A 25,376-nucleotide genomic window follows, 5' to 3' on the forward strand; every position below is an offset into this window, starting at 1 on the left:
TTTTTGGTAATTAAATTCTAAATATCATGGCGCCTGATTTCAAACTTGAAGTGAACATATCTAAGACTTTGCCTTGCTCAATCGGACTGAAATGATGCAAAACATTCGAACAAATTATAACATCAAATTCTGTACCGACACTTTTATATGTCAGCAAATCATGTCGTTTGTACTGAACTTTTTGGCGAATTGAATCCTTAACTTGGTAGTAAACATTATCTTCCTCGAAATATCTGCTAATCAGGTCATTTGGCATATTCGTCAAATTATTTTTCGGGTAAATTCCTATCTCGGCATTCGATTTGAAAGTTCGCAATTCGTCAATATCAGTGGCAATAATTATGACTTTGTCTGTATATGCTTGCATTCCGATTGATTCTGCCAATAAAATCGCCATCATGTATGTACTGTGACACATTCCGCATCCGGCATCCCAAATCCTGATTTCAATTTGATTATTTATCAGACTTTTGACATGAGAAACAAGCTCGGAGATGAGTTCTACATTTTTGTAAAATTGCGAGAATGACATTTAGTTTGTTCTCCGATTTAGATATGTAGAGATTATCGAATCAATAATATCAATTCCATCCGTAAGGGCAGCCGGACCGGGTTGCAGTATAATTGCCGAATCTATTTCGTGAATTTCATCATTTTGAATAGCTTTTATTTCTGTCCAACCCTTCCTTTTCAACATACGTTCACGTTTAAAAGGTTTGCCGCACCATGATGCAATTATTATTTCGGGATTTTTCTCGATGATTATATCTGTGCTTTCCAAAATTCGGCGTTTAGCATCGAAAAAATTGCGGTGATGCTCGAATGGGTCAATCCCACCACAAAGTTCAATTATTTCGCTTACCCAGCATATGCCTGTTATCAAAGGGTTATACCATTCTTCGAAATAGACTATAGGTTTGGATTGATAATTTTGGGTACGATTTTGCAAATTTTCAATTTTACTCAGATATTCCCTTACGAGTTTCTCGGCTTCTTGATTTTTTCCCACAATAGCCCCTACTTTGAGTATCATGCTCAAGATTCCTTCGATTGAACGATGATTGAAAGTAAAGACTTCAATACCGTTTCGGATTAGTTCCTCCGAAATTTTTGATTGCAAATCCGACCAAGCAAATACTACATCAGGTTTGAGCTTGATTATTTCATCAATTTCGGCATCAATGTATCTGGCGATAATCGCTTTGGTTAATTTTGCTTCAGGTGGGCGAACTGTATATGCCGTGATTCCGACAATTCTATCGTCTGCTCCCAGTTTGTATAAAGTTTCGGTAGTTTCTTCAGTCAAGCAAACAATGCGTTTCGGCAATGACGGATTGAAATCAAACATATAAAAAAATCTCCGTAAAAATTAGAATGCGTGACCGATACTAAAATGAAACTTCAAATCTTTCATCGTATTGTGCTCAGTCCATATTTTGTAATCGGGTAAATTATAGTTCGGTTTGTAAATTGGCAACGCAAGGTCCAATCTTATCGGTCCAATTGGTGTTTCGTATCGTAAACCAAGTCCTGCCGCCCAAGCCAATTTTGTAAAATACTCCACAAAAGTGATTTGCGATATTTCATCATCTCCTTCGGCAAACCAATGATAAGCATTACCGTAATCCAGAAACGCAGTAATACCAAGCTTGGAAATCTGTTCAGCTACAACTTCATTGATGCTCCGATAAAAGGGGAATGTGTATCTAAACTCTACGCTGCCTTCAACTAAAACACGGCTACCGACTAAATTTGAATACAAGAGGTAGTCGTTTCTATAAGAGGAATCATTAGGATGAAATGAATCGGGTTCATTGCGAGAATAATGTAATTCGCGTGAACTCCATCCGCGGACACTATTTGCACCACCGGCAAAAAATTGTCGCTCAAACGGAACGTATGAATTTTCAGTATCGAATCTGAATATAACACCTGTCCTGAATTTTGTAGCAAATATTGTATTATCGGATATTGGATTGAATACTGAATATGCAGTTTGCAGACGTAAATACCTCGCAATACCCGATACATAAGGATGACCTAAGAAAAAATTCCATCCATCAACCGAACCGAAGAAATAATCTCCTGACGTAGGATTGAAAGGATGATTTCGGCTGTCACCAATGAGCGTAATCCCAAGCAAATTAGCAGTCGTAAGTTTAAGTCCCGGTTCTTGCAGATAGTGGTATAATTGGCTGTAAAAGTCTATCGAACGCTTTATTCTGGCATCAATACTGTCACCAGAGATGTATTTTTCTTGAACTTCCTCGTAATTTACCAAATTTTGCAATTCAAAATTGAAATCTATGATTATCTGATTAATATATGTTTCGTTGGTCAAACTTATTGGAATTCTGAAATTTGCGAACCATGCAGAAATATCGAATAGTTGTTCGACAGTCAGATATGAATAATAGATTCTACCTGCACCACCAATCCGCATATTTTCTATAGCCCAAATCAGTGGTTGTGCAAGTCTAAGACCTATTTGCCCTTCATATTCGGCACGTTCCCCGGAAATTATGCTGCTTATATCCTTAGCCTTTATATTCGCATATAAAGTACCCGATTGGGCTGCACCGCCCCAATTTCGATGCGATATTGAAGCTTCAGTACCAATATTTGTAAGGTTGTCTATCTGTGTATTGTTGACAAATAAGCCGACAGCCCACTCCTTTTGTTTACGGTAATCGGATTTTACTACTAAAGATAATGTGGTATCAGTTTGCATTTTAAAAACAGAACTTGTATCGATATCGACTGCTGTAAATGTCCCCAGAGAATTCAGATTGTTGAGTGAGCGTTGGACGTTTCGTCTGCTGTACCAATCATCCACTTTGATGTCCATCTGCAATCGTTTCATTTTCTCAACTACGATATTTTGATTATTTAGGCTATCAACGAATTCGATTGATGCAATTTTCTGACGTTTTCCGGGTGTGAAAACTGCTGTCACACTATCGGATTCGCTCTCGACATTAATAGAAACAGGCAGGATTTCGAATTTGGAATAGTAATAGCCCGAATTTTGAAGGAGATTAAAGACTATGCCAATTTCTCCCAATATTAACTCTTCATTAAAGAAGTCGCCACTTTTAACTCGTCTGGCATTTTCGATTATTTGCCTTGTTAAAGTATCTACACTTTCAAGACCCAGGTACAATACGGTATCCATCTTGTAACGAGTACCTTCGTTGATACTGAAAGTCAAGACATTGATTTTTTCTACCGAATCCGGTTCGAATCTGTAGCTAATTTCTGCGAAATGGAAGCCGTTTGTATTATAGAAGCTCCACAAAGTTTCGGTATCCATATTCACGTCCACTTCATTGAAATGGCTGATTTCGTGATTATGATTTCTCAGAAATGCTCCAAGCGATGTATCAAGAATCGACGGAGTCCAAGGTATTAGTTTGACATTGTCATAGTAATACTCAGCCATTCTATGTTGAGGACTCATAAAGGTCGCTTTCGTGTTGATTATCTCTAAGAGTTCGCCGTCGCCGAAGGAGTCATTGTTTTCAAATTCGATTTTATCAATTTCGAATTGCTTCGTAAGACGAGTAGAAGGATATAGCCCGGGGGAAATGTGATTTTCAATAGCAAATACTGCAATATCGGTGTAGAACACCGATATTAACAAGACAAGCATAACATATATTGAATATTTTATCGAACCCATTTCCTACACCATTTTTCAAATGGCACAGACGTTATACAAGTATTAAGGTTTTAAATAAAGAAAAAAGCGAGAAAAAATGAAATTCTCGCTTTTTCCATAGTCTTCGAAAACTTAGATATATTGCTCTTCTTCATCATCGTTATAAAAGTACTCTTCAGAATTGAGGTCTTCATACTCGGGCCATAAGTCTTCCATGCCTTCGATTAGCTCGTCTGTATCATCTAATTCAGCCAGGTTATCCAAAACTTCTTGTGGACATCCGGCTCTATTGGCATAATCTATTAACTCTTCTTTAGTAGCCGGAAATGGCGCATCTTCTAAGGATATGGCTAATTCAGGTGTCCAAAACATAATGCTCTCCAGTCTTTTGGTTTTAATCGTTTAACAATTTTGCAAAATTAGCATATTTTTACTGATTATAACAATACTATTTTACTTTAGTTACAAAGAATCTCAATTTTATCTTTATATCGTGGGTTCCTTGATATTATTTTACTTTATTTTTCAAAAGTGAAGATTTCGTTGATAACTTAACTATCTAATTCGCAATTTTCGGTATAGAATAGCTCTTTGGATATTAAATCGAATGCACAGAGATAGCCCAAATCTTTGACTTGGCGATGGTAAACGCATCCTCCGTCAAGTCGGATTATGTCATTGTGCAAACTTTCCTTAATCGCCGAAATTGGCGTAGGTGTGTGCCCAACAAGCATTCTGCGGTCACCGATTTTCTCACGATTGATTTTTGAGGATCGCGTCCATAGCATGGCGTGAAAATCTGAATACGGGTTCTTGATATCGAAATTGAAACTCGCATGTGTGATTGCAAAATCATCTGTCAGGTGGAACATCTTCAAATTGAGGAAGAAATCTAAATACTCCTCGTCAAGGAATCCCGAACTCATGATTTCAAAATCGTCTAATGTACTCTGAGCACCGTTTCGGAGCCAATTCCTGAGTGATTTGGGCTGATTGATTGCATCAATTAGCATTTGCTCATGATTGCCCCTAAGCGTAATTACATCAAATCCGGCTTTTCTCAGATTCAAGATTCTGTCAACAACTGCTTTTGGGTGCGGACCTCTGTCTATATAATCGCCCAAGAAGATTAACGTATCATCAATGTTGATTTCGCAAACATCATCCAATAACTTATCCAATGTATTAGAACATCCATGTACGTCGCCTATGACAATGGTTCTACCCGTTTTACTCATTCTTTTACGATTATTTTAGTTACAACTTGGTTTTTCATTGTTAGAGTAATAAAATATGTACCGTTTGCATAGGAGCTTAAATCGATTTCCGTAGCTCCGAATATATTCTGCATCAAAATATTTTTGCCCATAGCATCGCTGATATTCAAAATAGCGGATTCAATACCGTTTATGTATATGCTCCCGCTGCTTGGGTTGGGGTATATAAGGACCTGGTCTGATTCAATCAATTCTACAGATGTTACTTTGCAAATTTCGTGAATCTCGTTTGGACTATTGCAACCGCTCGCATTATTTTCAATAATCGAATTTTCTGAAGTAGCCAAGTGCATACAAATGCTCCAAACATTGCATTGGGATAATTTTGGGCACGATTGGATGAATAAATAGTTAATGCTTTGGTAATCAATGCTATCCAATCCGGACAAACTCTCAAGCTTTTTCAAATTCAACAGATGAATGTTTCCACCGACGCTTTTCAAGGACTGAAAAGCTAAAAGGTGCTCCATATCTATATTATCCGTCACTAAAAATTCACCACCAACGGAATTCAAAGAATCAAGCCCGTTGCAGTTTTTTAATAATAGATTCCCTGAGATGTCAAGGTAGCCTCCTAATGATTTGAGATTCCCGAAAGCATCAAACTCTTTTAAAGCCAAATTATGCAAAATCATCAAATCGCCGTTTATAAATTCTAATGCTCCGAAACCCTCTATTGACCGCATGAATAAATTATCTTCAATTAACAAATTGCCGCCAATAGATTTAAGATTATCAAAAGATTTAATTGAGGGCAAATTTGTATTAGACATAATTGTAACATTTCCACCTATAGTTTCTACGCCTTCTAATCCTTCGAGAGAATTCAAATTATAGTTCACTCGTGAGCTGAAATATCCGCCAATGGTTTTAAGGGATTCGATGCCTTCGAAATTGACAAAACTTGATGAATCTACATTCAAATTCCAATAAATTGATTTGAGCGAATCCAATCCTTTCAAATTCGTCAAAGCCAAATTTTTGACTATGACTAAAGAGCCGTTAATATGTTTCAAAGAATTCAGCCCTTCTAAGTCCTTTAGCACCTCATGACCGTGAATTACAAAGTCGCTTTTGAGCGTATCAATGGCTTCCAAGCCTTTCAAGGAAGTAAGCTTATTATTAAAATACATCCAAAAGTAACCACCGATAGTTCTAAGTGAATTTAAGCCCTCAAGAGATTTTAATACTTTATTCCATGATATCATTACATCGCCGTTGACTCTTTGAAGATTTTCCAAACCATTCAAATTTTCTAACTTTTGATTGCTAAGTAATAGGAAATTTCCGCTAACTTCTTCCAATGAGTCCAATCCACTTAAATCCGTCAATAGTGCTGTATAATCGAAGCTCAAATTTCCACCGATTTTCTTAACATTTTTCAAAGCTTCTAAATTAGTTATGTTTCCGGTGATGCGAACATTACCTTCGATTTCTGTACAATCTGGATAATTGACAAGGAAATCATCAAGCGACTGTTGTGTAAAAAACGTTACACCATCCGGCAAGCACGATTGAGCAAGTGCTTGATGGGACATCACTATTACAGAGAACAATATTAAAACTCCGGACATGATTTTAGTCATGACAACCTCATTTGATAATGATACTTCCAACAAAAATAACAATTTAAACTTATACAATACTATATATAGCAATTATCTTTCCAAAAATTGAACACAATATCTTAAAATACTGATTACTTCTAAAATTTGAAATTTTACAAATAAAACAAAAGTATAAGCGTCCAAGTAAATCTTAACCATAATAGGTTGATTTTTATTATTTTTGATTATTATGATGGAGATTTTGATGGCAGTTAATGCAACCGCTTCAAAAATAGATGTTAAAACGGCGAAAAACGGGTCAGGTAAAAAGTCTGCTACTGTTACCATGAATTATCAAGACCACGAAATCGAAGTTGACTTATTCAGTGCATTCGACTTTGGCAAATTTGACAAAGAAACTATAATTGACTGGTACAAACTAAATCACTTAGGCAGAAGATTAGATGACAAAGCTGCTTTGTATCTAAAAATGGCTAAGGGCTGGTCATATCATGCACCTTTTGCGGGGCATGACGGCATCCAGCTTGCTTTGGGCTTAATGTTTCGCCAAAATCACGACTTTTTGTTTCCGTACTATCGTGACATGTTGACTTCTTTGGCAGGTGGTATTACAGTCGAAGAAATCATTCTTAACGGATTGAGCAAGGATACTGATGTAGCAGGTGGTGGACGCCACATGAGCAATCACTTTGCCAAACCTTCGATTCGTATCCAAAATGTATCTTCATGTACAGGCAATCACAGCCTTCATGCTGTTGGTGTTGCTCGTGCGATTAAAAAATATAATGGTGACGAAATAGCATTCTATTCAGGTGGCGAATCCGCTACTGCCGAAGGTTATTTCTACGAAGCTATAAGTGCCGCTAATCTTGATAAATTGCCTGTTGTCTTTGTTATTCAGAACAATAAATTCGGCATCTCGGTTCCTTTACACGAAGTATCAGGCAACATGGTTGTGAGCGATAACTTCATTGGATTTAAGAATATGAAAATAATCGAATGCGACGGTAGAGACCCATTTGATTGTCATAAAGCTCTCACTGCGGCTATCGAGCATATTCGCGAAGGCAAAGGACCGGCAATGATTCACGCAGATTGCGACAGAATAGGTTCACATTCCAATTCGGACAGACACGAACTGTATCGCTCAGAAGAAGAAAGAACTACTCTAAAACGTCGTGACCCATTGATGCAGTTCCGCTGGCACTTGCTGGACAAGAAGTTTCTCACTTTGAAAGAAATAGAAGCTATCGAAGAAGAAAACAAGGAAATCATCTTTTCTGCAGCTGATAAAGCTGAAGCTGCTCCTGATGCAGACGGCAAAAGCTGGGACCAATTTATAATTCCCGAACCCTATGTAAAAATTTCTGACAATACTGAAACTGCTATTAATCCTGATGCTCCGCGAATTCAATTTATTGAAGGTATAAATCATACACTGAAAGAAGAATTCCGCAGAAATCCTGATACCTTCTTATGGGGTCAGGACATAGGCAAAGGCGGCGTTTTCAATGTTGTAAAAGGTATGCCTCAGGAATTTGGCAAAGAACGCGTTTTCAATGCAGCTATTGCCGAGGACTGTATCGTCGGTACAGCTAATGGATTTACTCGTTACAACGAAAAAGTCCGCGTAGTGGTAGAAGGTGCAGAATTTGCAGATTATTTTTGGCCCGCAATGGAACAATTAATAGAATGTTCGCATGATTACTGGCGTACTCGAGGGCAATTTTCTCCTAATGTTGTCATTAGAATCGCAAGTGGCGGCTATATCCAAGGTGGATTATATCATTCGCAAAACCTCGAAGGTACATTAAGTACAATTCCCGGTATTCGAATAGTTATGCCCTCGTTTGCAGATGACGCCGTAGGACTTTTGCGTAATGCAATTCGTTCACGCGGTACAACATTATTTTTAGAACCAAAATTTTTGTATAATTTCAAAGCCGCATCAGCACCTACACCTGATGATGATTTTATAATTCCTTTCGGTAAAGCTAAAACTCGCCGTTCGGGTAGTGATATTACCATTGTATCATTCGGGACAACAGTTCATCTGAGTATGATGGCAGCCGAAGAACTTGCAAATGATGGAGTATCGGTCGAAGTGATTGACCTTCGTTCGATAATCCCTTGGGATAAAGAAGCAGTGCTCGAATCGGTCAGAAAGACAAATCGCTTGGTAGTAGTTCACGAGGACAAAGTAACGGGCGGATTTGGTGGAGAGATAGTAGCAACAGTTGCTAAAGAGGCATTCCGTTCATTAGATGCTCCAATTATGAGAGTTGGGTCGAAAGATGTACCTGTAGGATTTGCAAAAAGTTATGAAAGTATAACTTTACCAAATAAAAATGATGTCATCAAAGCCGTAAAGGAGACCTTACAATTTTGAAAATTGTGTGGAATTTAGTTGACAGTGTGAAATATCACACACAAGGATATTGTTTAAAGTTTATTTATTATATTTGATATGCTGAAAGTTGCCGAAATAATAATTGTTTATTCGGCAAACTTAGCATATATTTGCGTACTATTGAGCGGGAAATTTTTTTGCGCCCGTAGCTCAATTGGATAGAGTATTGGATTCCGGTTCCAAAGGTTGGGGGTTCGACTCCCTTCGGGCGTACAAACTAAGATAGTTATTAACTTATTTTCAGAAAGGGTAGATGAAAAAGAGAACAGAATTAGACAAAGAGAACTACATGAATGAAGGAGATTCGTCAGTTGATGAAGTTTCTGAAGACCGCAACCCGGCGGAAAATTTCATTCAAAAATACAGTAAACCAATAATCATTGTATCAATAGTAGTCATAGCATTAGTAGCATTGCTTCTCTATATGAGGTACCAGGCAAACGAAAATGAAATCAGGGTAGCAACCTTGATGACACGCATTGTACCATACTTCCAGGCAGGTGATTTCGATAAGGCGCTCAACGGCGACCCCGATAAAACCTATTTGGGAGAAAAAGTCTTAGGACTCAAGTACATAGCAGATGAATATCAGAGTACTTCTCAAGGCAAAACTGCATCTTTATATGTTGCAACAATTTACGCCGATAAAGCCGATTACGATAATGCTTTGAGCTACTTTGAAAAGGCTTCAAAATCCGATGCAAATATCGTTCATATGGGTGGATTGGCAGGCATTGCTTCTGTTCACGAACAGAAAGGCAATCTGAAAGAAGCTGCTCAAAATTACCAATCGGCATCAGAATTAGCCGAGGATGATAATACCAAATCACGCTATTCTTTCTATGCCGCATTATGTTTTGAAAAAAACGGCGATACAGACAAAGCCGAGAAAATTTTTAGAACTATCATTGAAGAGAATCAGTTAACTGAATTTACACCCATGGCTAAGGCGGGATTGATTCGACTTGGCACGATTATTGAATAAGTTGATTGGGTTCAAACCCGTATTTTTGTTTTATTATATGATTGAAATAGATGTTAATATATAATTTGTTGTACATAAGTATTAAATTTTTGGAGGTATCATGAAACGATTGATTCGTTTGAGTTTTTTGGTGGTACTATTGGGCATCCTGTCTTACGGATACGCTCAGTCAAACCAAGTTTACGTATCCGGCTCCATTGAGCCGGGTCAAGTAAGGGTTTTCATGAAAGACTCTGTTTACATATTCAATAAGGATTACACTGTAAACGGAACTCTTATCATCGAACCCGGAACTACACTCTACATGCATCCCAATGGCAGATTGATTGTCGCCGCAGGCGGCAGAGTTTTAGCCGATGGGCTTGCAAAAGCTTCTTATATTGAAAGACCGGGTGGTTTAAACCCAGTTTTAACGTATGAGCCGCTTGGTCACGCTAGTTACGAGTATTTCTTCTACAATGCTGTTGACCAATACAATGACAACTCTGGTGCTGCTCGCACTATTAGAGTTGAAACACCAAAGGACCCAACGGTCCATTTGGATAAGTATAATCATATTTTCCATGTGTTGTTGAATAAATCAACAAGACAAATTGTTGATATTGTTGACCCCAGCAGTAGCAACTACCCAAGATTCCGTAATGCTGTGGCTCAAAACAATTCAAACCATATCGTACTTTCGTACGAGCAAGCATTGATGTATCAAGCTTCACGTTTGAATTTTGACCCCGAAAATTACGACCCTAATCTTAAAACTATGCCTTGGAGAAGAGTTGGTGGCAAAGTCGCTACTATCAATCCCGAAACGATTAAGTTCATCGGTCAAGCTTTCGATATGTCCCGCGAATGGGGTCATATTATTGTATTACCCGGTGCAAGAGCTGCTTTCTTCAGAAATGTAGAATTCGAATCTTTCAAGAAAGATACAACCGTGGATAGAGTTCCCCTTTATCCGGGTGGTGCAACGAGCGCTCTAAACATGAGAATGAAACAATTAACTAATGGTGCAGGTGGTGCTATCACTACTTTCTCATCAAGAACTTGGTTGATTGATTGTAAATTTTCAAATAACATGGCTCGTCTTCGCGGCGGTGCTTTGAATATTTTGTCCGCTCCTATGGAACTTGCTTCTACTTTTGGTGGAAGTACTCAAGGCGTGGGCTACTATCCTGCTACTAAAAACCCACACGTTACAAATCCTGATGGTACTCCTTCTATTATAAATACTCAAAATCCAACTTTGAGAATTGATAATATTGATGAAAGTATGAGTATGTCAGAGCCTTGGGGAAGCAATAACGCTACTTATCGTCAAGCTTTTGATGATGCTCGTTTAGCTATGTTCTTGGGTAGAATGCGTAATCTTGAATTCCACAATAACATGGTTCAATTAGCTAATGTTAGAGTTGAAATGCAAGATGGTCGCCAAATTACTCGTGACGTAACTGATGAACCTGCTAACTATCCAATGCAAGCAGGCAATCATGCTTATGGTGGTGCGATTTACATTTCAGGTATGCCTGAATACAAAGAAAGACAAATTGAAGTTGCTTTAGGTTTCAATAATAGTATTAATATTGGTGGCGAAGTTGTATTCTTCGATAACCCCGATACTTTTATTGCCAGAGATAACGAATCAAGAAACTTCCAGCAATCAATGAATTCACATGGTGCTCGCGGTGGTGCTTTATACATTGCTAATTACACTTCGATGATTGTTGCCGGTGAATATACTGATAATAGTACTTATGCTAAATATTTTGAAGATGGTGAATTATTTGGTGTTACTTCTGCCGGTTACTCACAAGGTGGTGCGATTTTCATGGAAAATACACTCGGCAGACTTCAAGTAAGAGGCGGTCCATCACGCGAAAACGTTAATGAAACTTATTTCACAGGCAACAAATCTGCTGCCGGTGGTGCGATTTTTATTGATGGTAATACTTCAGAACATTCTTCACCTGTTGTTGGTGGTTCGGATGCTAAACTCGAAACAAGAGATTATGGTTTCGATATTAAATTTGAAGGTAACTCGGCTTTGACTCATGGCGGTGCAATTCTCACTAAGAGAAATATGTCTGTTAATGGCTCAGGCGGTGTTGAAGCAAATGCTTTATTAGGTTATGACGGTAAATATTCAGTTAGATTCTGGAACAATACAGCCGGTTTCTCCGGTGGTGCAATTGACATCAGAATCCCGAATGCAATTCCTCCGGTTCCTCCAGTTAAGAGAGCTGTTTCACTTATCCGTGCAGAATTTATCGGCAACGTTGTCGGTGAAGGTATGGAAGAAGATAACATAACTCAAATTCGTGGTGGTGGTGCGATTTATTCATTTAATGGTGAATTGAACGTTATCAAAGGTGTTGACTTTTTGAACAACACTGTATATAATGGTAATGGTGGTGCGGTATCTTTGGTTAATCTCCAAGATGCAGCTACAAAACGTTACTTCCTTACAGACTTAGATGAAATTTATTACGAGAACGGTTTACCTATTGGTTATATTCCTCATAATGGTGCCTTTACAGGTGCTGACCAAACTTTCCCTGCTGACGTAAGAATGTTGACAAGATTCATTGATAACAAGATTATTCTTGACCAAGATAATGAACTCGTTCAAGCTCAAATGGGTACAGGAACAACTCAAGTTGGTCAAGGTACTCCGGTTACAACTTTAGATTTGTTAGCCACAAAATGGGTAACTAATACTACAGGTTATGCTGTCGGCATGAATGGTGTAGCTATCAAATTTACAAATAGCGGTGATGATTGGCAATACTTGAACACAGGTGTTCCTTATAGATTCACTACTGTTGCATTTACTTCAGAAATGGTTGGCTACTTTGGTGGCGACCGTGGTATTATCGTTAAAACTATTGACGGTGGTGCTACTTTCCAAATGCTAAATACAAATACTGACAAGAGAATCAATGATGTATTCTTTGTAGGTTCAAACGTTGGTTATGCAGTTTGTGATGATGGTTACATCTTAAGAACTGTTAATGCCGGCGCTACTTGGTCTGTTACAAAACCAGGTATCCTTGATTTGAAGAGTGTATTCTTTGTTTCGACTAATGTAGGTTTCGCAGTTGGTAACAACGCTGAAGTATTAAGAACTTCAGATGGTATTAACTGGGAATTTATTGACCTTGCAGGAACTTACCAAGATTTGAACTCAGTTCATTTTGTAAATTCTAACAAAGGCTTTATCTTAGGTCAAAACGGAACATTCTTAGTAACTGAAAATGCAGGTAATACCTGGAATTTAGTTGACTTTGGAATCATGAACCACTTGAAAGATATTACTTTCATCGGTCAAACTAACGGCTATATGATTGGTACAGGCGGTTTGGCTTGGAAATCAGTTGATGGTGGTTCAACTTGGACCCCAATGACTACTGATACTGAATTAAACTATCATGGACTTAGCTTCCCAACTCCAAATGTTGGTTACATTGTCGGCGATGCCGGTTTGGTACTAAGAACTATGGACGCCGGAGCTTCTTGGACAAAAGCTAATCCTACTAATATGAGCTTTACTGATGTAAATCGCTACAACCTTGATTCATGGTTACCTGAAAATGGTATCGGTCTTGGTGGTGCACTTTATATTCTTGATAGTGTTTCACAATCAAAAATTGGCAGAATTGATTCTGTGAACTTTAATCGTGTTAGAATTCAAGATAACATGGCTTATTCAGGTTCAGCAATCTATTCGGACAACTATGACTTGAAACTTATCTTAACTCGTTCGTTAGTTACAGGCAACAATGCTTATTCAATGATTGGAATGGAACAAAATGTTATCACCGGCGCTCTTTCAAGAGATAACGGTGGCAATATTGACTTTAACGAAGCTTCATCAGACCTCGCAGGTGCTACTATTTATGGTGAAGTTCAAGGTCCATTACCAGCTTATACATATTCAGAAGCTGCCAACAGTATTTACAACAACAATGCAAGATTCTTAATTAGATTGCCCGATGCACCGAATTCAAAAGGTATATTGGCAGGTACTACAGGTCTTGGATATGGTGGTACTGATACTTTACGCGGTAACTTCTGGGGTGCAACTGAAGCAAATGTTCATTTTACATTGCCTCATATGCAAGAAAATCCACAATTTGCAAGAATGGAAACTTTCTTCGTTTCAGGTGATGGCAATACTTGGTTACAATTCTTATATCCTGAATTGATTAATCCAAATCCTGCTGACCCAAGACAAAAAGGTCCATTTGAATCAATTTCAAGAGGCGACGTTATTTATGTTCCTGTTGTATTGAAAAACGAAGACGGTACACAAAATACACATGATGCAATGAGTATTCCTGAAAAATTACTCATGTCGGGTCATGTTTATGATTTATATGACAAAAACACAGACATCAAAACTGCTGACTATTCAAACAGAAGAATGAGCCCGATTGAAGACTTTGCTGCAGGTATTCCGCCTAAGTTAAGAACCTTCGATAACCTTAACCAACCTTCATACGGTAAGGTAATCAAACGTTGGACTCGCGATCCGTTTATTGCAGAAGCAAGAGATGAAGATAATAATTTGAAATATCCGGGTATTGCAGCTCTTCTTACAGAATTCAAACCTGATGTTGAAGGTGTTAACTATCATCCAATTGGCTATCCTCTGTATCTTGAAGCAAGAGCTAATTATGATGACTTAACAAGAAGAAGCAATCATGACCCAAGATTATTGAACCATACAGTTTACTTTGTAATCAACTTGAATACAGGTGACTTTATACGTGCAAATCTTGAACAAGTAAGTGAAGATGCTCCACATAGAGAAACTTTCAGAGCTACAATCGAAATGATTCCTGACTCTTCAGAAAGACGTGACCCAACTTGGAGACGTTCAGCAGAAGGTTTGGCTAACTTAGGTTCAGGTCCTGAATTGTTAAAGAGATTGTACTTAAATCCTTATGATGAAGATTTCGGTGTCCTACAAGGTCGTCGTTATACTGCTCAAACTCACAGACTACTTGGTAGAGTTCCTGATTTATTCAGCAACCGTCCTGGTATGCCTGCATCAAACTTAATCAATGGCGAATCAAGAACTACTTACTTTGGTGGCGAAAGATACCGTTCATTACCAGTAAGAGTTGGTGACTCAGTACAAATCGTATCAAGAACTATTCTCTGGAGAGAAGGCGTTCATGAAGCGGCTATGAAAGGAACTGCTTTCAGAATCGTAGAATCAACAGAACCTCCTGTATTTACAGGCGATATCGTGAAATTACAAACTGACACTATTTTCAAAACACTTCCATCGTACGACGATCCTGATGTTAAAGAAGAAATTGTTATTACTGAATTCTTAAACAAAGTATTTGTTACTGAAGATAGACCTTATCCAGTTGAATTCCGTAAATATAGCGGTTTAGATATCGAAGGTGACCCATCAGGTGAATTAGCCGGTGGACGTGGAAGAGACTCCATATTAAACATTACAGCAGTTGATACAAATAGATTCTGGGACCCAAGGTATTTGGAAATTCCGGCTGACTATTCACAATTAGGTTATAGAATTGAGCTTGAACCAAATTCAGGTTTAACTCATTGGTTAGTCGTAAATAGAAAAACAGCTGCGGACCCTGTAAAAGATGGTGCTTATGGCTATCTCGAATTAGCAGGTCGCCCAATCAATCCTTTTGTAGTGCCTGGTGGAGAATGGGTAAGAGTTTACTCTGAAAACTATCCTCCTCATTACAGAACACTTGATTCATTGTTGGCATTGCAACCACCGTTAGACCTAGATGTGATTGCACAATATATCGAAACATTCCCTTCTTATATGCACGCTGAAATGTATGATGAAGTAAATGCAAGATATTTGCAACAAGATACAATCAATGTAGGTTCAAGATATACTAATTCTTATCAATTCCACATCTTTGTTGTTGACAGCGTTCCTAGATTCCTTGAACCTGGAGATGAAGAAACAATTTACAGAATGGATAATGAAAATGAAATATATGTTGATTATGTTCCTTCAGTTTATCCATGTGGATTTGACAGAGATAATAGATTGATTGCTAACTTAACAGACAAACTTAGATTCCAAATTGACATCAATACTGATGACGAATTAGAAGACCATTCGCCTGCAGCTGCCGGTTGGGACTTCCGTTATGGTAGAACTTCTTATGGATTCATTAGCAAAGCAATACGTATGAATCCTGCTGATACAGCAATATTCGACGAAATTGAATATGATAGTGATATGCCAATTAAATGGGAAGACGGTGTTTACTTAGTTCAATCAAGACCAGAATGGATGGATCCTAAATATATGTATCTCTATGATGGTGAAACTCAAACGGATGAATTTGCAACTGATTTCACAGCATATGGTAAGATTAATATCAGAATTCCAGCAGATGAAGCTTTTGCAATGCTTACTCCAGACCCACAATATCATGGTGCTTTCCATACTGATACTATATTTACAGTTGTCGTTAACGACGGTCATTCAGGAATTGCTTCAAAGCAATACAGAGTTATGATTAATGTCGTACCAACAATCGTTACAGATTCGTTACCGGCTGCAATTGAAGATAGAGACTATAATCCGACATTATTAGATCAAACTCGTAGAATTATTGTTACTGACCCTAACTTTGGTCAAAAGCATACTTACAGATTGATTTATGTAGATACTCCTGAAAATTCAATTCCTATTGACCCTTGTTTCGAAGAAGCAGGTGACATTGACTTGACTAACAAGAAGACTACACCACGTTGGTTGAAAATCAATCCAAATACAGGCGTATTATACGGAACTCCAAGAGTTAAAGATGCTCCTAAAGACATCATAGTAACTGTTGTAGTTACAGACGAAGATGGTCTTTCGACATATGCTCAAATGCCTATGGTAGTTCATGGTGTTTCACATAATCCTTTCGTAACAGGTATTCCTTCGGTTGATTGTATAGATCCAAATTCACCTTGGAGCACTACTTTCACTATAACTGATATAGACTTGTTGAGAACGATTCCTGCTGAAACAGTTACAATTACATTGTTGAATGCTGAAGATCTTCCTTTGCAAGGATTTACCGTAACACCAAATACCTACACAGGTAATGGAACAACCGATAATTTTGAAATTACAATTACAAAGACCGGAACAATTCAACCTGATCCGGATGGAAAAGTAACTATCAAAGTAATTGTTGAAGATGCATTTAACAATAAATATGAGAAAATCTTTAAATTGAACGTATCATTAGAAACAAACTTTACTGCTACAGTGAGAGTTGAAAATGTTAATGGTGCATTCCAAGATTTGATATTTGGTACTTCAAGCGTTCCCGGTACTTCAACAGGTGATGGTAATGATGGCGAATATGTTGGTAAACTTGATGCAGAACTTTGCGAATATGAATTACCACCAGTTCCATTTAATGACGTATTTGATTCAAGATGGGAAATTGCAAACAGACAAGGTGTTCATTATAACATCTTCCCGACTGCAATTAGCAATAATAATAGGGTTTATATTTATAAAGCAATATTCCAAGCAGGCGGTCTCGCCGGTGGAACATCTGCACTTTATCCTGTTAAAATATCTTGGGATCCGAACGAAATACCTGCTCTCAATGATGCAGCGAAAAACCCTGCCGGTTCTTCGTGGCACCTAAGAGACAGATTCTCAGATGGTAATCTCTTTACTTTCAATATGAGAGACCCAATGCAAAACTATTACACAAGTTCCATTAGATTTGAAATGGTTGGTGGTAGAGCTGTTGTTACTGTGATTGACAATGCTATAGAAGGATTTGTAATTATGCATGACTGGACTAACTCGGTAACCGAAATTAATCCAAATGCTACTGCAACTCGTATCGTTAGCGTATCGCCAAACCCGGTCAACGAAAATACTACAATCGAATTCGAACTGCTTAACAGCGGTAATGTTACCATTCAGTTGGTTGACCTTATCGGTAATGAGTTGATGACACTTACTAACGATGTTATGACAAGCGGTACTTACCAAATCAATTGGGACGGTAATTTAACTGACGGTAACAAAATCTCAAGCGGTCAATACATGCTTAGATTAGTTTCCGGTAAAGCTACAAGCGTTTATCCGATTGTAATAGTTAAATAATTCAATTCTTGAGCAGGCTTCTCTTTTGAGAAGCTTGCTCAAAATTAATATTGAAAATAAATATATAAAAATAGGAGATAATCATGAAAAAATTTCTATTGAGTGCGATAATGATAACAGTAATTGCTGTAATCGTCAATCTGCCTCAAACAGCAATTGCTCAGGTGTTCGGTGAATTCAATAGCATCACTCTGGTTGAAAACAAACCATATGATGAATTTACTGATGGAACTTTAATACCTGCCAGTGCGTTTTCGTTAGGACCTAACTTTAACGAAACAAACAAAAAAGATGGATACTATCGTGTTAATCTCGGATTCGATTTCGAGTTTAACGGAGAAATCTTCAACCAAGCGTGGATTAGTGTTAATGGGTATATTACCTTGTCACCACCTCCATTCTTGCCATCGCCAAATCCACAAGCTCTATTTTTGGATGCGAATAGCTATCCAACTAATGTAATCGCTCCTTTTTGGGGTGACCACTATTATAGAGATGAAACAGACTTCTTTACTAACGGTTACGTTGCTTCAGAAATATCATACAAAACTATCTCTGAATTTGATGATAGTACAGGAATAGAAAGAAAGGTATTTATCGTACAATGGAAAGATTTGAATATTAACTATCATCTTGATGGTGAAGATGTTAAATCAAGCGTTGGTAATTTCCAAGTTAGATTGTACGAATCTTACGATGAATATTCAAAACAAGGTGACATCGAATTCGCTTATGGTTCTATAGGACCACGTAATCGTCCCGATATTACTGATACTCGCGTTATCACAAGAGGCGCAGTTGCCGGTATCAAAGGCGAAGGCAAAATCGTTGGCGAAGGTGCTGACTTTTTGAATGGTTTATTTTTCGATAGAGATATCGAATTAGCCAGCACAAGAACTGACGTTACTCAAAATTGGCAACCCTCAACAGGTTCCGATAAGAGAATCCTCTTTACTGCAAGCATCAGATTTAATGTTGCTGAATGGTGGGGTGACGGAGACGTTGACTTCTCAAAAGCTATCGGTAACAAACATTACAATATGCCACAAAGTAGATTTGTGACTGTTAATGATGTAAGATTGATTTTGAAATCAGTCGCTACCGGTATTCCTTTAGATCCAGTTAGACGTCGTGCTGCTTATCATGCTGATGTTAATCATAATGGTAGATATTACTACAATACTGCCGGCGAGAAAATTAATATTACCAGAAGAAGCAAAGTATTTACTGATGATTTACCAAATGAAATTAGTTCTATCAAACAAGTTCTTTTTGAAGCTAATGAATATGATGCTGCTTGGATTTTGCGTTATATCGGTGCAAAGATTGTTGAGTTACCTTGGTTACTTGATACTTCTGTAAACTATGGTAAATTAGCTGCTGAAGAGCACGCTAATCATATCAAATTAGGTAATATTACTCATTTGGGTAATGGAAAAATCCAATTACCTATCTATTTGAATGGCGCTTTAAATCATGCACTTGGATTTAAATTCGATGTAAATGCCGAAATACTTGATGTTATCAAATATGAAAGTGAATCTACCAATATTATGGTTATGTCTAATTCTAATACTATTGTTGTATCCGGAGATGGTAAATTCTCAAATACTGACCCCGTTGTTATTCTTACTTTAAGATTAAATGATGCAGCTTTGAATTTAACAAACATTAGATTTAACGATAATGAAGTTGGTGACTTGAACCTTGTTGTTAATACAATCGAATCAAGTGATGTAACTACGCTAACCTTGTCAAATACTCCAAATCCATTTGCTGAAAATACACTTATCAATGTTAATATTGCCCAATCAGGCAACTATTCACTAAGTGTTTATGATTTGCAAGGTAATTTGGTAAAAGAAATCTTTAACGAAGATTTGACTGCAGATGTTCATTCTTATATGTGGAACGGCTCTGATATGAATGGTAATAATGTTGCCAACGGAGTCTATATCTACAAATTACGCGGAAGCGGTGTCAATGTTTCAGAAACAATGATTTTGAACAGATAAAATGAACAAGCGTTTTACGATATATATGATGTTGTTACTGTTGCCGATGATTTCCATCGGCAACAGTGCCTCATTATTTTCGCAAAACGATGTGAAACCCGTACTTAGAAACTATTATGATACAAGACTTTGCGGAACCGAACGCAACAAAGAGATTTTAATATTGTTAGAAGTCGGGAATGTCGCTCTTAAAGATTCATTATACGGTTTTGATTTTTCTGTCTCTTATGACCCGGAGTTGATTAAGTTTGAAACTCCTGTTTATATAAATACATTAGCTGAATTCTTTGAATGGAAAGATATTAACTTTGCATTGGATCATGGAAAAGTTAAGGGATATGCTTTGGCAAACCATCCAATGGGTGGCAATAAACCTTTGATTGGTTTTTTGGGCAAATATATTCATGACTGCAACGTTGCAACTCCACTCGTTTTGGAATATCTCGAATTTACCGATGATTTCCAAAAAAATGTAATCAATTCCGACACTCTTTGGATTAAACCAAATATGGTCGAAAATCCTGACTATATTTACAACATTGCAATCGAAGAAGAATTATTCGTTTTTGAAGATGAAGATACAAAATTGTTCCAATCTAAAATTGAATATGTATCGAATGTTAGTAATGAAGATTTGAGTTTTGATGTTAGAATCGATTCCGATAATTATGTTATCGAAGCTATCGAACCCTTAAATTCATCATTCGAGATTTTAGAACAGAACGTTTTGCAAGATGGCGTGAATCTAAAAGTGAAATTAAATGATTTGAATCCTGATATTTACGAATTCTCAATCTTGTTACGTGAAATTAGAAAAGATTCGAACCAAACATACAAGCTGAATGTAGTACCTTTACAATTGAGCGAATGTAATTGCGTTTCAGAATATAATGGTGATTTTGTCGAAATTAGAACTGTAATTGATGGTCAAGATACCACTGTTTCAGTCGTAGAAGACAAACACTACTCAAATTATATCAAAGTATTGACTGATGACGTTTATGTTACAATAGACAACCAATCAGCAAACTCTATGAAAGCAATATATTTATTCAATTATGAAGGTAAATTGGTGAATACTTTCTTGAATATATCTCACGTGAGATATAGTATTGATAAAAGTCATCTGACTCCTGGAGTATATTTTTTGAATATACAAATGTCAGACTTGGTTTTTGTAAAAAAAGCAGTTTTAATATACAATTAGTTAATTTTCAATTATTATGGGGGTTATTATGAAACTCTTACTACGTTTAGGTAAAATCAGAAATGCCTTTTTACTGTCTATGGTTATTGGTTTTATAGCCTTGACAATTACTGATTCTTACTCACAATCTAACCGTCCTCAAATACCGAAATTGAGTTTAATGGGACAAGACGAATCCTATGACACTGATTTCTATCCGGATGGAAGAATTTGGGTCCCGCCAACCACAACAGGCGCTCGCGAATTTTTGGTACCTGTGTTTATTACAAACAATTGGTATAGCTATACAAACGCCGAAGGCGTTGCACTGTATTCGGTAAGTCCGATTACCAGTTTTCAGTTTTCGATTTTTTATAATGGTCAAGCTGTTCGTGCTATAGGTGTTGAAAAAGCACATCCGTCTTTTGTTAGTGACTTGGATTACGAACCATTAGCAAATACTTTCGAATTCAAAACTGATGACTTCGAAGATGATTACTATTGGTACTTCCTCAACCCTAATAAATGGGAAGATTCACGTGACAATGAATCAGGCCGCAGAATTGTTATTGCTGGCGCTTCGGGCAAAGAGCTCCCTAATACTGATAGACTATTCACAGAATATAAAGTTCTGTTGTATGTAAGATTCCGTGTTGTTGCAAAAAGCGTAGAGGGCGATCCTGGTTTTCAGTTGTTACAAACTTCGCCAATGTATATTGACAACAGACAAGTCAAATATAACGACATGGACGTTGCAAGAGATTTTGCATGGCAACACATGACTGACTATGACGTAAATAACTATCGCAATCTTTATAATCGTGTTTTGATTGGACCAAACAGAGGTAGATTGGATGGTGATTTGTTCGTACCTGAATCTTATTTAGACGGTCTGAACAATGCACCAATTTCTGAAGATGATAACAATATTATTCTTCCCGGTCCATTACAAGATGATGGGATGTGGAAATCAGAACCGGTACTTCCAGGTGTTATTACATTGAAGATTTCTGATGCGGTGCCAAGATTTAGAGTCGCATCAGTAACCGATGATGAATATGATTCATTTGATAATGGAAGTCTCTATCACTTACCTCAAGTTGTTACCGTTGATGATAATTCACCTACAGTTTATGGTATTGCTAATATTAAAATCACTAACAGTACAACAAAATCCAGACTTAGTAATATTCGTATCGAAACTGATAACGATTGGTTAAGAATAAGTCGCAGCCCACTTAATGAAAATAATACTTTTAGAACTACACCTCGTAGTGGAACTGCAAAGTGGTTAGACAATGGTATCTTAGGAACTGAATTAGACCCGATGTTTAAGACAACTTTAGATGATGGCGATATATTCGTAAGAATCGAAGCCGACCCTACAAGACTGACAAACAAGGGAGAAGAACCTTGGGGACTTCATGAAGGATTTATAACAATTCATTCTGATTATGCAATTGTTAGCCCGGTTAGAGTAAGAGTATTATTCTATTTCTTGGCTAATCCTTTCGAACCTTCATTGACTAAAACTACTCCGGGCGGTATTAATCTTAAAGTTACAAATTCTGCCGGTGCAGTCGGTCAATCTTTGAATATGGTTTTCGGTACAGGTCATAGAGCTACTGACGGTGTTGATTTACTATACGGAGAAAGAGCTTATACAACTCCTTTGTCAGCATCTAACTTTGATGTACGTTTCTACCCGTTCCCCGAAAATCCTGCAATTCCTTATGGTTTTGGTGATTTTGCACCAAATGTGAATGGTCCAAGAAGTATTTCGCGTGATATTAGAAATAGTAAAATGGCTGCAGGAGTTAACTCATATATTTATGTAGCTCGTTTCAACAACGCAGCACAAGACTATCCGATAATTGTTGAATGGGATACACAAGATTTTCCTGATGGAGCACAATTATTCATACGTTCGGTTCTCCAAGGCGATCTTTCACCTGCTACTGATATGAGATTGGCTACTCCTACTGGGGCAACAACACGTGCTTATACTATTCAAGACCCAAGGGTCAAAGAATTTAGAATTGAATATACTTTACCAAGTACAATACGTTTTGTTGATTCAGAAGGTTTTCCTGTAATTAAATTTGGTTGGAACTTGCTTTCTATGCCATTGAAACCAACTAATAGCAAATGGGATGTTGTTTACAAAAACGCTATTAATATCCCTTACGCTTTTGTGAATACTCAATATCAACAAACAGAAATCTTGAAATTTGGCGAAGGTTATTTTGTAAAATATCCTCAAACTGTTGATACAAATTTTGCAGGTGCTTTCATTACCGAAGTTGGCGTTCCTAATGACTATATTAGAGTTTATGGTGGCGACGCACCGGATCCGGGCGACCCACAATACAGAGGTGGTTGGAATTTGATTGGTGCTCTTTCGGTAGAAACAAGTATTGAAGGTATTCTTTTCACTCCAACTCCTGACGGTTCATTACCAAATACTGATTATACAAGACGTTATGATGTTTGGGGATACAAAACTGATTTGGGTTACCATCCAGTTTCTGTTTTAACTCCCGGTTTAGGCTATTGGATTAAAACTTCCGGCGATGGATACCTTAGATTGATTCATACACCTAAGAATCCTATTCCTGAAAATCCTGGAAAAAATAGTGCAAGTTCACTTCAAGATACAAAACAAAATATTCTTGACAGATCACAATTGATTAGTGTTCGTGATAACGCACAAAAATCTACTCAATTATATGTATCGAATAATACTAATTTGGAAGTTGACAATTTTGAATTGCCACCAACTCCACCATTAGGTTTGTTTGATATTAGATTTAAAGATAATAGTTACTTGACCAATGCTACAGAAAATGTAATCACTCTTCAAGGTGCTACATATCCGGTATCATTCACAGTTAACAATGCTGAAACTAATTTGACATTTATTGACCCTGTAACGGGCGAAGTTTATGGCACAATCGAAGCCGGCAAATCCGGTTCAGTTCAAATTAGAAATCTTCCGTTTAACTCTGTGAAAATCATGAAACCAACAAGTAGCAATGTCAATTCATTTGCATTCAGCACTTATCCAAATCCTGCTACTCATAATGCTACTATGACTATTAATTTACCTGAAAGCGGTAATGTAGTTGTTGGCTTATATGACGCCTTAGGTAATCAAGTTGCTGTATTGTTGAACGAAGAAATTGCAGCTGGTCCTTACATTCATAATGTTGATTTGTCTGCTTTTGCTTCCGGTAGCTACACTTTGAGAGTTGTAGCCGGTCAATTTAGCACTGCTGCCAAATTGAACATCGTGAAATAATAAGTATTCATGCTTTTAATATGGGCAACCGGATTTATCCTGTTGCCCTTTTATTTTTAATACTGGAATTTATTATGAAAAAGTATATTGTTTTTATTTTGCTTTTGTTTGCCACTTTAAGTGTGCATTCACAAATTCATTCTGTTACAAATTTGAATATCAGTAACGACCGCGGAGCTACGCTAAGTTGGAATTATGGGTTTGGAGTTTCTCATTTGGCAACTGACGGAGTTGATAAAGAATTAGGCGAATTTGATTTGCCACCTGCTCCACCCGAGGGTTTATATGTCTATTTTGAATATATCTATAACCGATTTGGAATGGATGAAATCATTTCCACTAATATGGACATCAAAGCATTACCGGAAGAGGAACATTTTTATATCAAGCACAAATTGAATATTAAATGGGGATTTTCTAAGGAAGTCTATATTAAATGGAATAATCTTGCTTTTTCCGAACATGTTGATTCAGTCTTTATCAAAGACGCCCTTAACGGGCAATTTATCAAAGCCGACATGAAGCAAAAGGATTCCCTATTACTCAGAAATAATGCATTTACGGTTTTTTACATTCATGTATATTATTCTAAAAATGCGGCAAGTATCATCGAAGATGACGAAAATATTTCAGATTATGAAGTTTTTCCAAATCCCGTTGTTGATATTTTATCGTTTGGAAAAAAGGATTTTAATGATTTAATCGTTTACTCAATTGATGGTAGAGTCATGACCCGATTTACAGGAAATCAATTAATGTCGGTTAATAATCTGCCACAAGGACTTTATTTTTATTTGATTGATGGTATTCATTACGGAAAATTTATAAAACAATAAGTTCAA

General features: G+C 37.2%; 13 protein-coding genes and 1 tRNA gene. 8 read left to right on the forward strand and 6 right to left on the reverse strand.

Annotated features, from left to right (window positions below; genetic code table 11):
* Window positions 1-10: 10 nt before the first annotated feature.
* From M9949_05605 to M9949_05630, 6 genes are all read right to left on the reverse strand, one after another.
* Window positions 11-532 carry a hypothetical protein gene (locus M9949_05605; GenBank protein ID MCO5250881.1) on the reverse strand — a complete coding sequence of 174 codons (522 nt, stop codon included), beginning with the start codon at window positions 530-532 and terminating at the stop codon, window positions 11-13.
* Entirely contained in the window at window positions 533-1,348 is an 816-nt protein-coding gene (locus M9949_05610; GenBank protein MCO5250882.1) for a cobalamin-binding protein, read from the reverse strand. It abuts the gene before it with no gap.
* 21 nt (window positions 1,349-1,369) lie between these two features.
* Window positions 1,370-3,682, reverse strand: coding sequence for a BamA/TamA family outer membrane protein (locus tag M9949_05615; GenBank protein ID MCO5250883.1), 2,313 nt, complete (start codon window positions 3,680-3,682; stop codon window positions 1,370-1,372).
* Window positions 3,683-3,793: 111 nt separating this feature from the next.
* The gene (locus M9949_05620; protein ID MCO5250884.1) at window positions 3,794-4,033 is read right to left on the reverse strand and encodes a DUF2795 domain-containing protein; all 240 of its coding nucleotides are present in this window, start codon (window positions 4,031-4,033) and stop codon (window positions 3,794-3,796) included.
* 179 nt (window positions 4,034-4,212) lie between these two features.
* Window positions 4,213-4,899, reverse strand: coding sequence for a serine/threonine protein phosphatase (locus M9949_05625; GenBank protein MCO5250885.1), 687 nt, complete (start codon window positions 4,897-4,899; stop codon window positions 4,213-4,215).
* A complete protein-coding gene (locus tag M9949_05630) occupies window positions 4,896-6,524 on the reverse strand; it encodes a T9SS type A sorting domain-containing protein (protein MCO5250886.1) in 1,629 nt (542 codons plus the stop codon). The genes M9949_05625 and M9949_05630 overlap by 4 nt, the downstream gene beginning before the upstream one ends.
* A 226-nt stretch (window positions 6,525-6,750) precedes the next feature.
* Here M9949_05630 and M9949_05635 point away from each other — a divergent pair, with 226 nt between their 5' ends.
* The 8 genes from M9949_05635 to M9949_05670 all read left to right on the forward strand — a co-directional run bounded on the left by M9949_05635 (window position 6,751) and on the right by M9949_05670 (window position 25,370).
* Complete coding sequence (locus tag M9949_05635) at window positions 6,751-8,895, forward strand: thiamine pyrophosphate-dependent enzyme (GenBank protein ID MCO5250887.1); 2,145 nt, start codon at window positions 6,751-6,753, stop codon at window positions 8,893-8,895.
* Window positions 8,896-9,055: 160 nt separating this feature from the next.
* Window positions 9,056-9,129: transfer RNA gene (locus M9949_05640), tRNA-Arg, on the forward strand.
* 40 nt (window positions 9,130-9,169) lie between these two features.
* Window positions 9,170-9,901 (forward strand): tetratricopeptide repeat protein, encoded by a 732-nt coding sequence (locus M9949_05645; protein MCO5250888.1) that lies wholly within the window; start codon window positions 9,170-9,172, stop codon window positions 9,899-9,901.
* A 100-nt stretch (window positions 9,902-10,001) separates the two neighbouring features.
* Window positions 10,002-18,032 carry a YCF48-related protein gene (locus tag M9949_05650; protein ID MCO5250889.1) on the forward strand — a complete coding sequence of 2,677 codons (8,031 nt, stop codon included), beginning with the start codon at window positions 10,002-10,004 and terminating at the stop codon, window positions 18,030-18,032.
* An 83-nt stretch (window positions 18,033-18,115) separates the two neighbouring features.
* On the forward strand, window positions 18,116-20,047 hold the full coding sequence (locus tag M9949_05655; GenBank protein MCO5250890.1) for a T9SS type A sorting domain-containing protein: 1,932 nt from the start codon (window positions 18,116-18,118) through the stop codon (window positions 20,045-20,047).
* Window position 20,048: 1 nt separating this feature from the next.
* Window positions 20,049-21,254, forward strand: coding sequence for a T9SS type A sorting domain-containing protein (locus M9949_05660; GenBank protein ID MCO5250891.1), 1,206 nt, complete (start codon window positions 20,049-20,051; stop codon window positions 21,252-21,254).
* A 28-nt stretch (window positions 21,255-21,282) separates the two neighbouring features.
* Complete coding sequence (locus tag M9949_05665; protein ID MCO5250892.1) at window positions 21,283-24,534, forward strand: T9SS type A sorting domain-containing protein; 3,252 nt, start codon at window positions 21,283-21,285, stop codon at window positions 24,532-24,534.
* 74 nt (window positions 24,535-24,608) lie between these two features.
* Entirely contained in the window at window positions 24,609-25,370 is a 762-nt protein-coding gene (locus tag M9949_05670) for a T9SS type A sorting domain-containing protein (GenBank protein ID MCO5250893.1), read from the forward strand.
* Window positions 25,371-25,376 lie beyond the last annotated feature (6 nt).

The sequence above is a fragment of the Candidatus Kapaibacterium sp. genome (genome assembly GCA_023957315.1).
Taxonomy (GTDB): Bacteria; Bacteroidota; Ignavibacteria; order Kapaibacteriales; family UBA2268; genus PGYU01.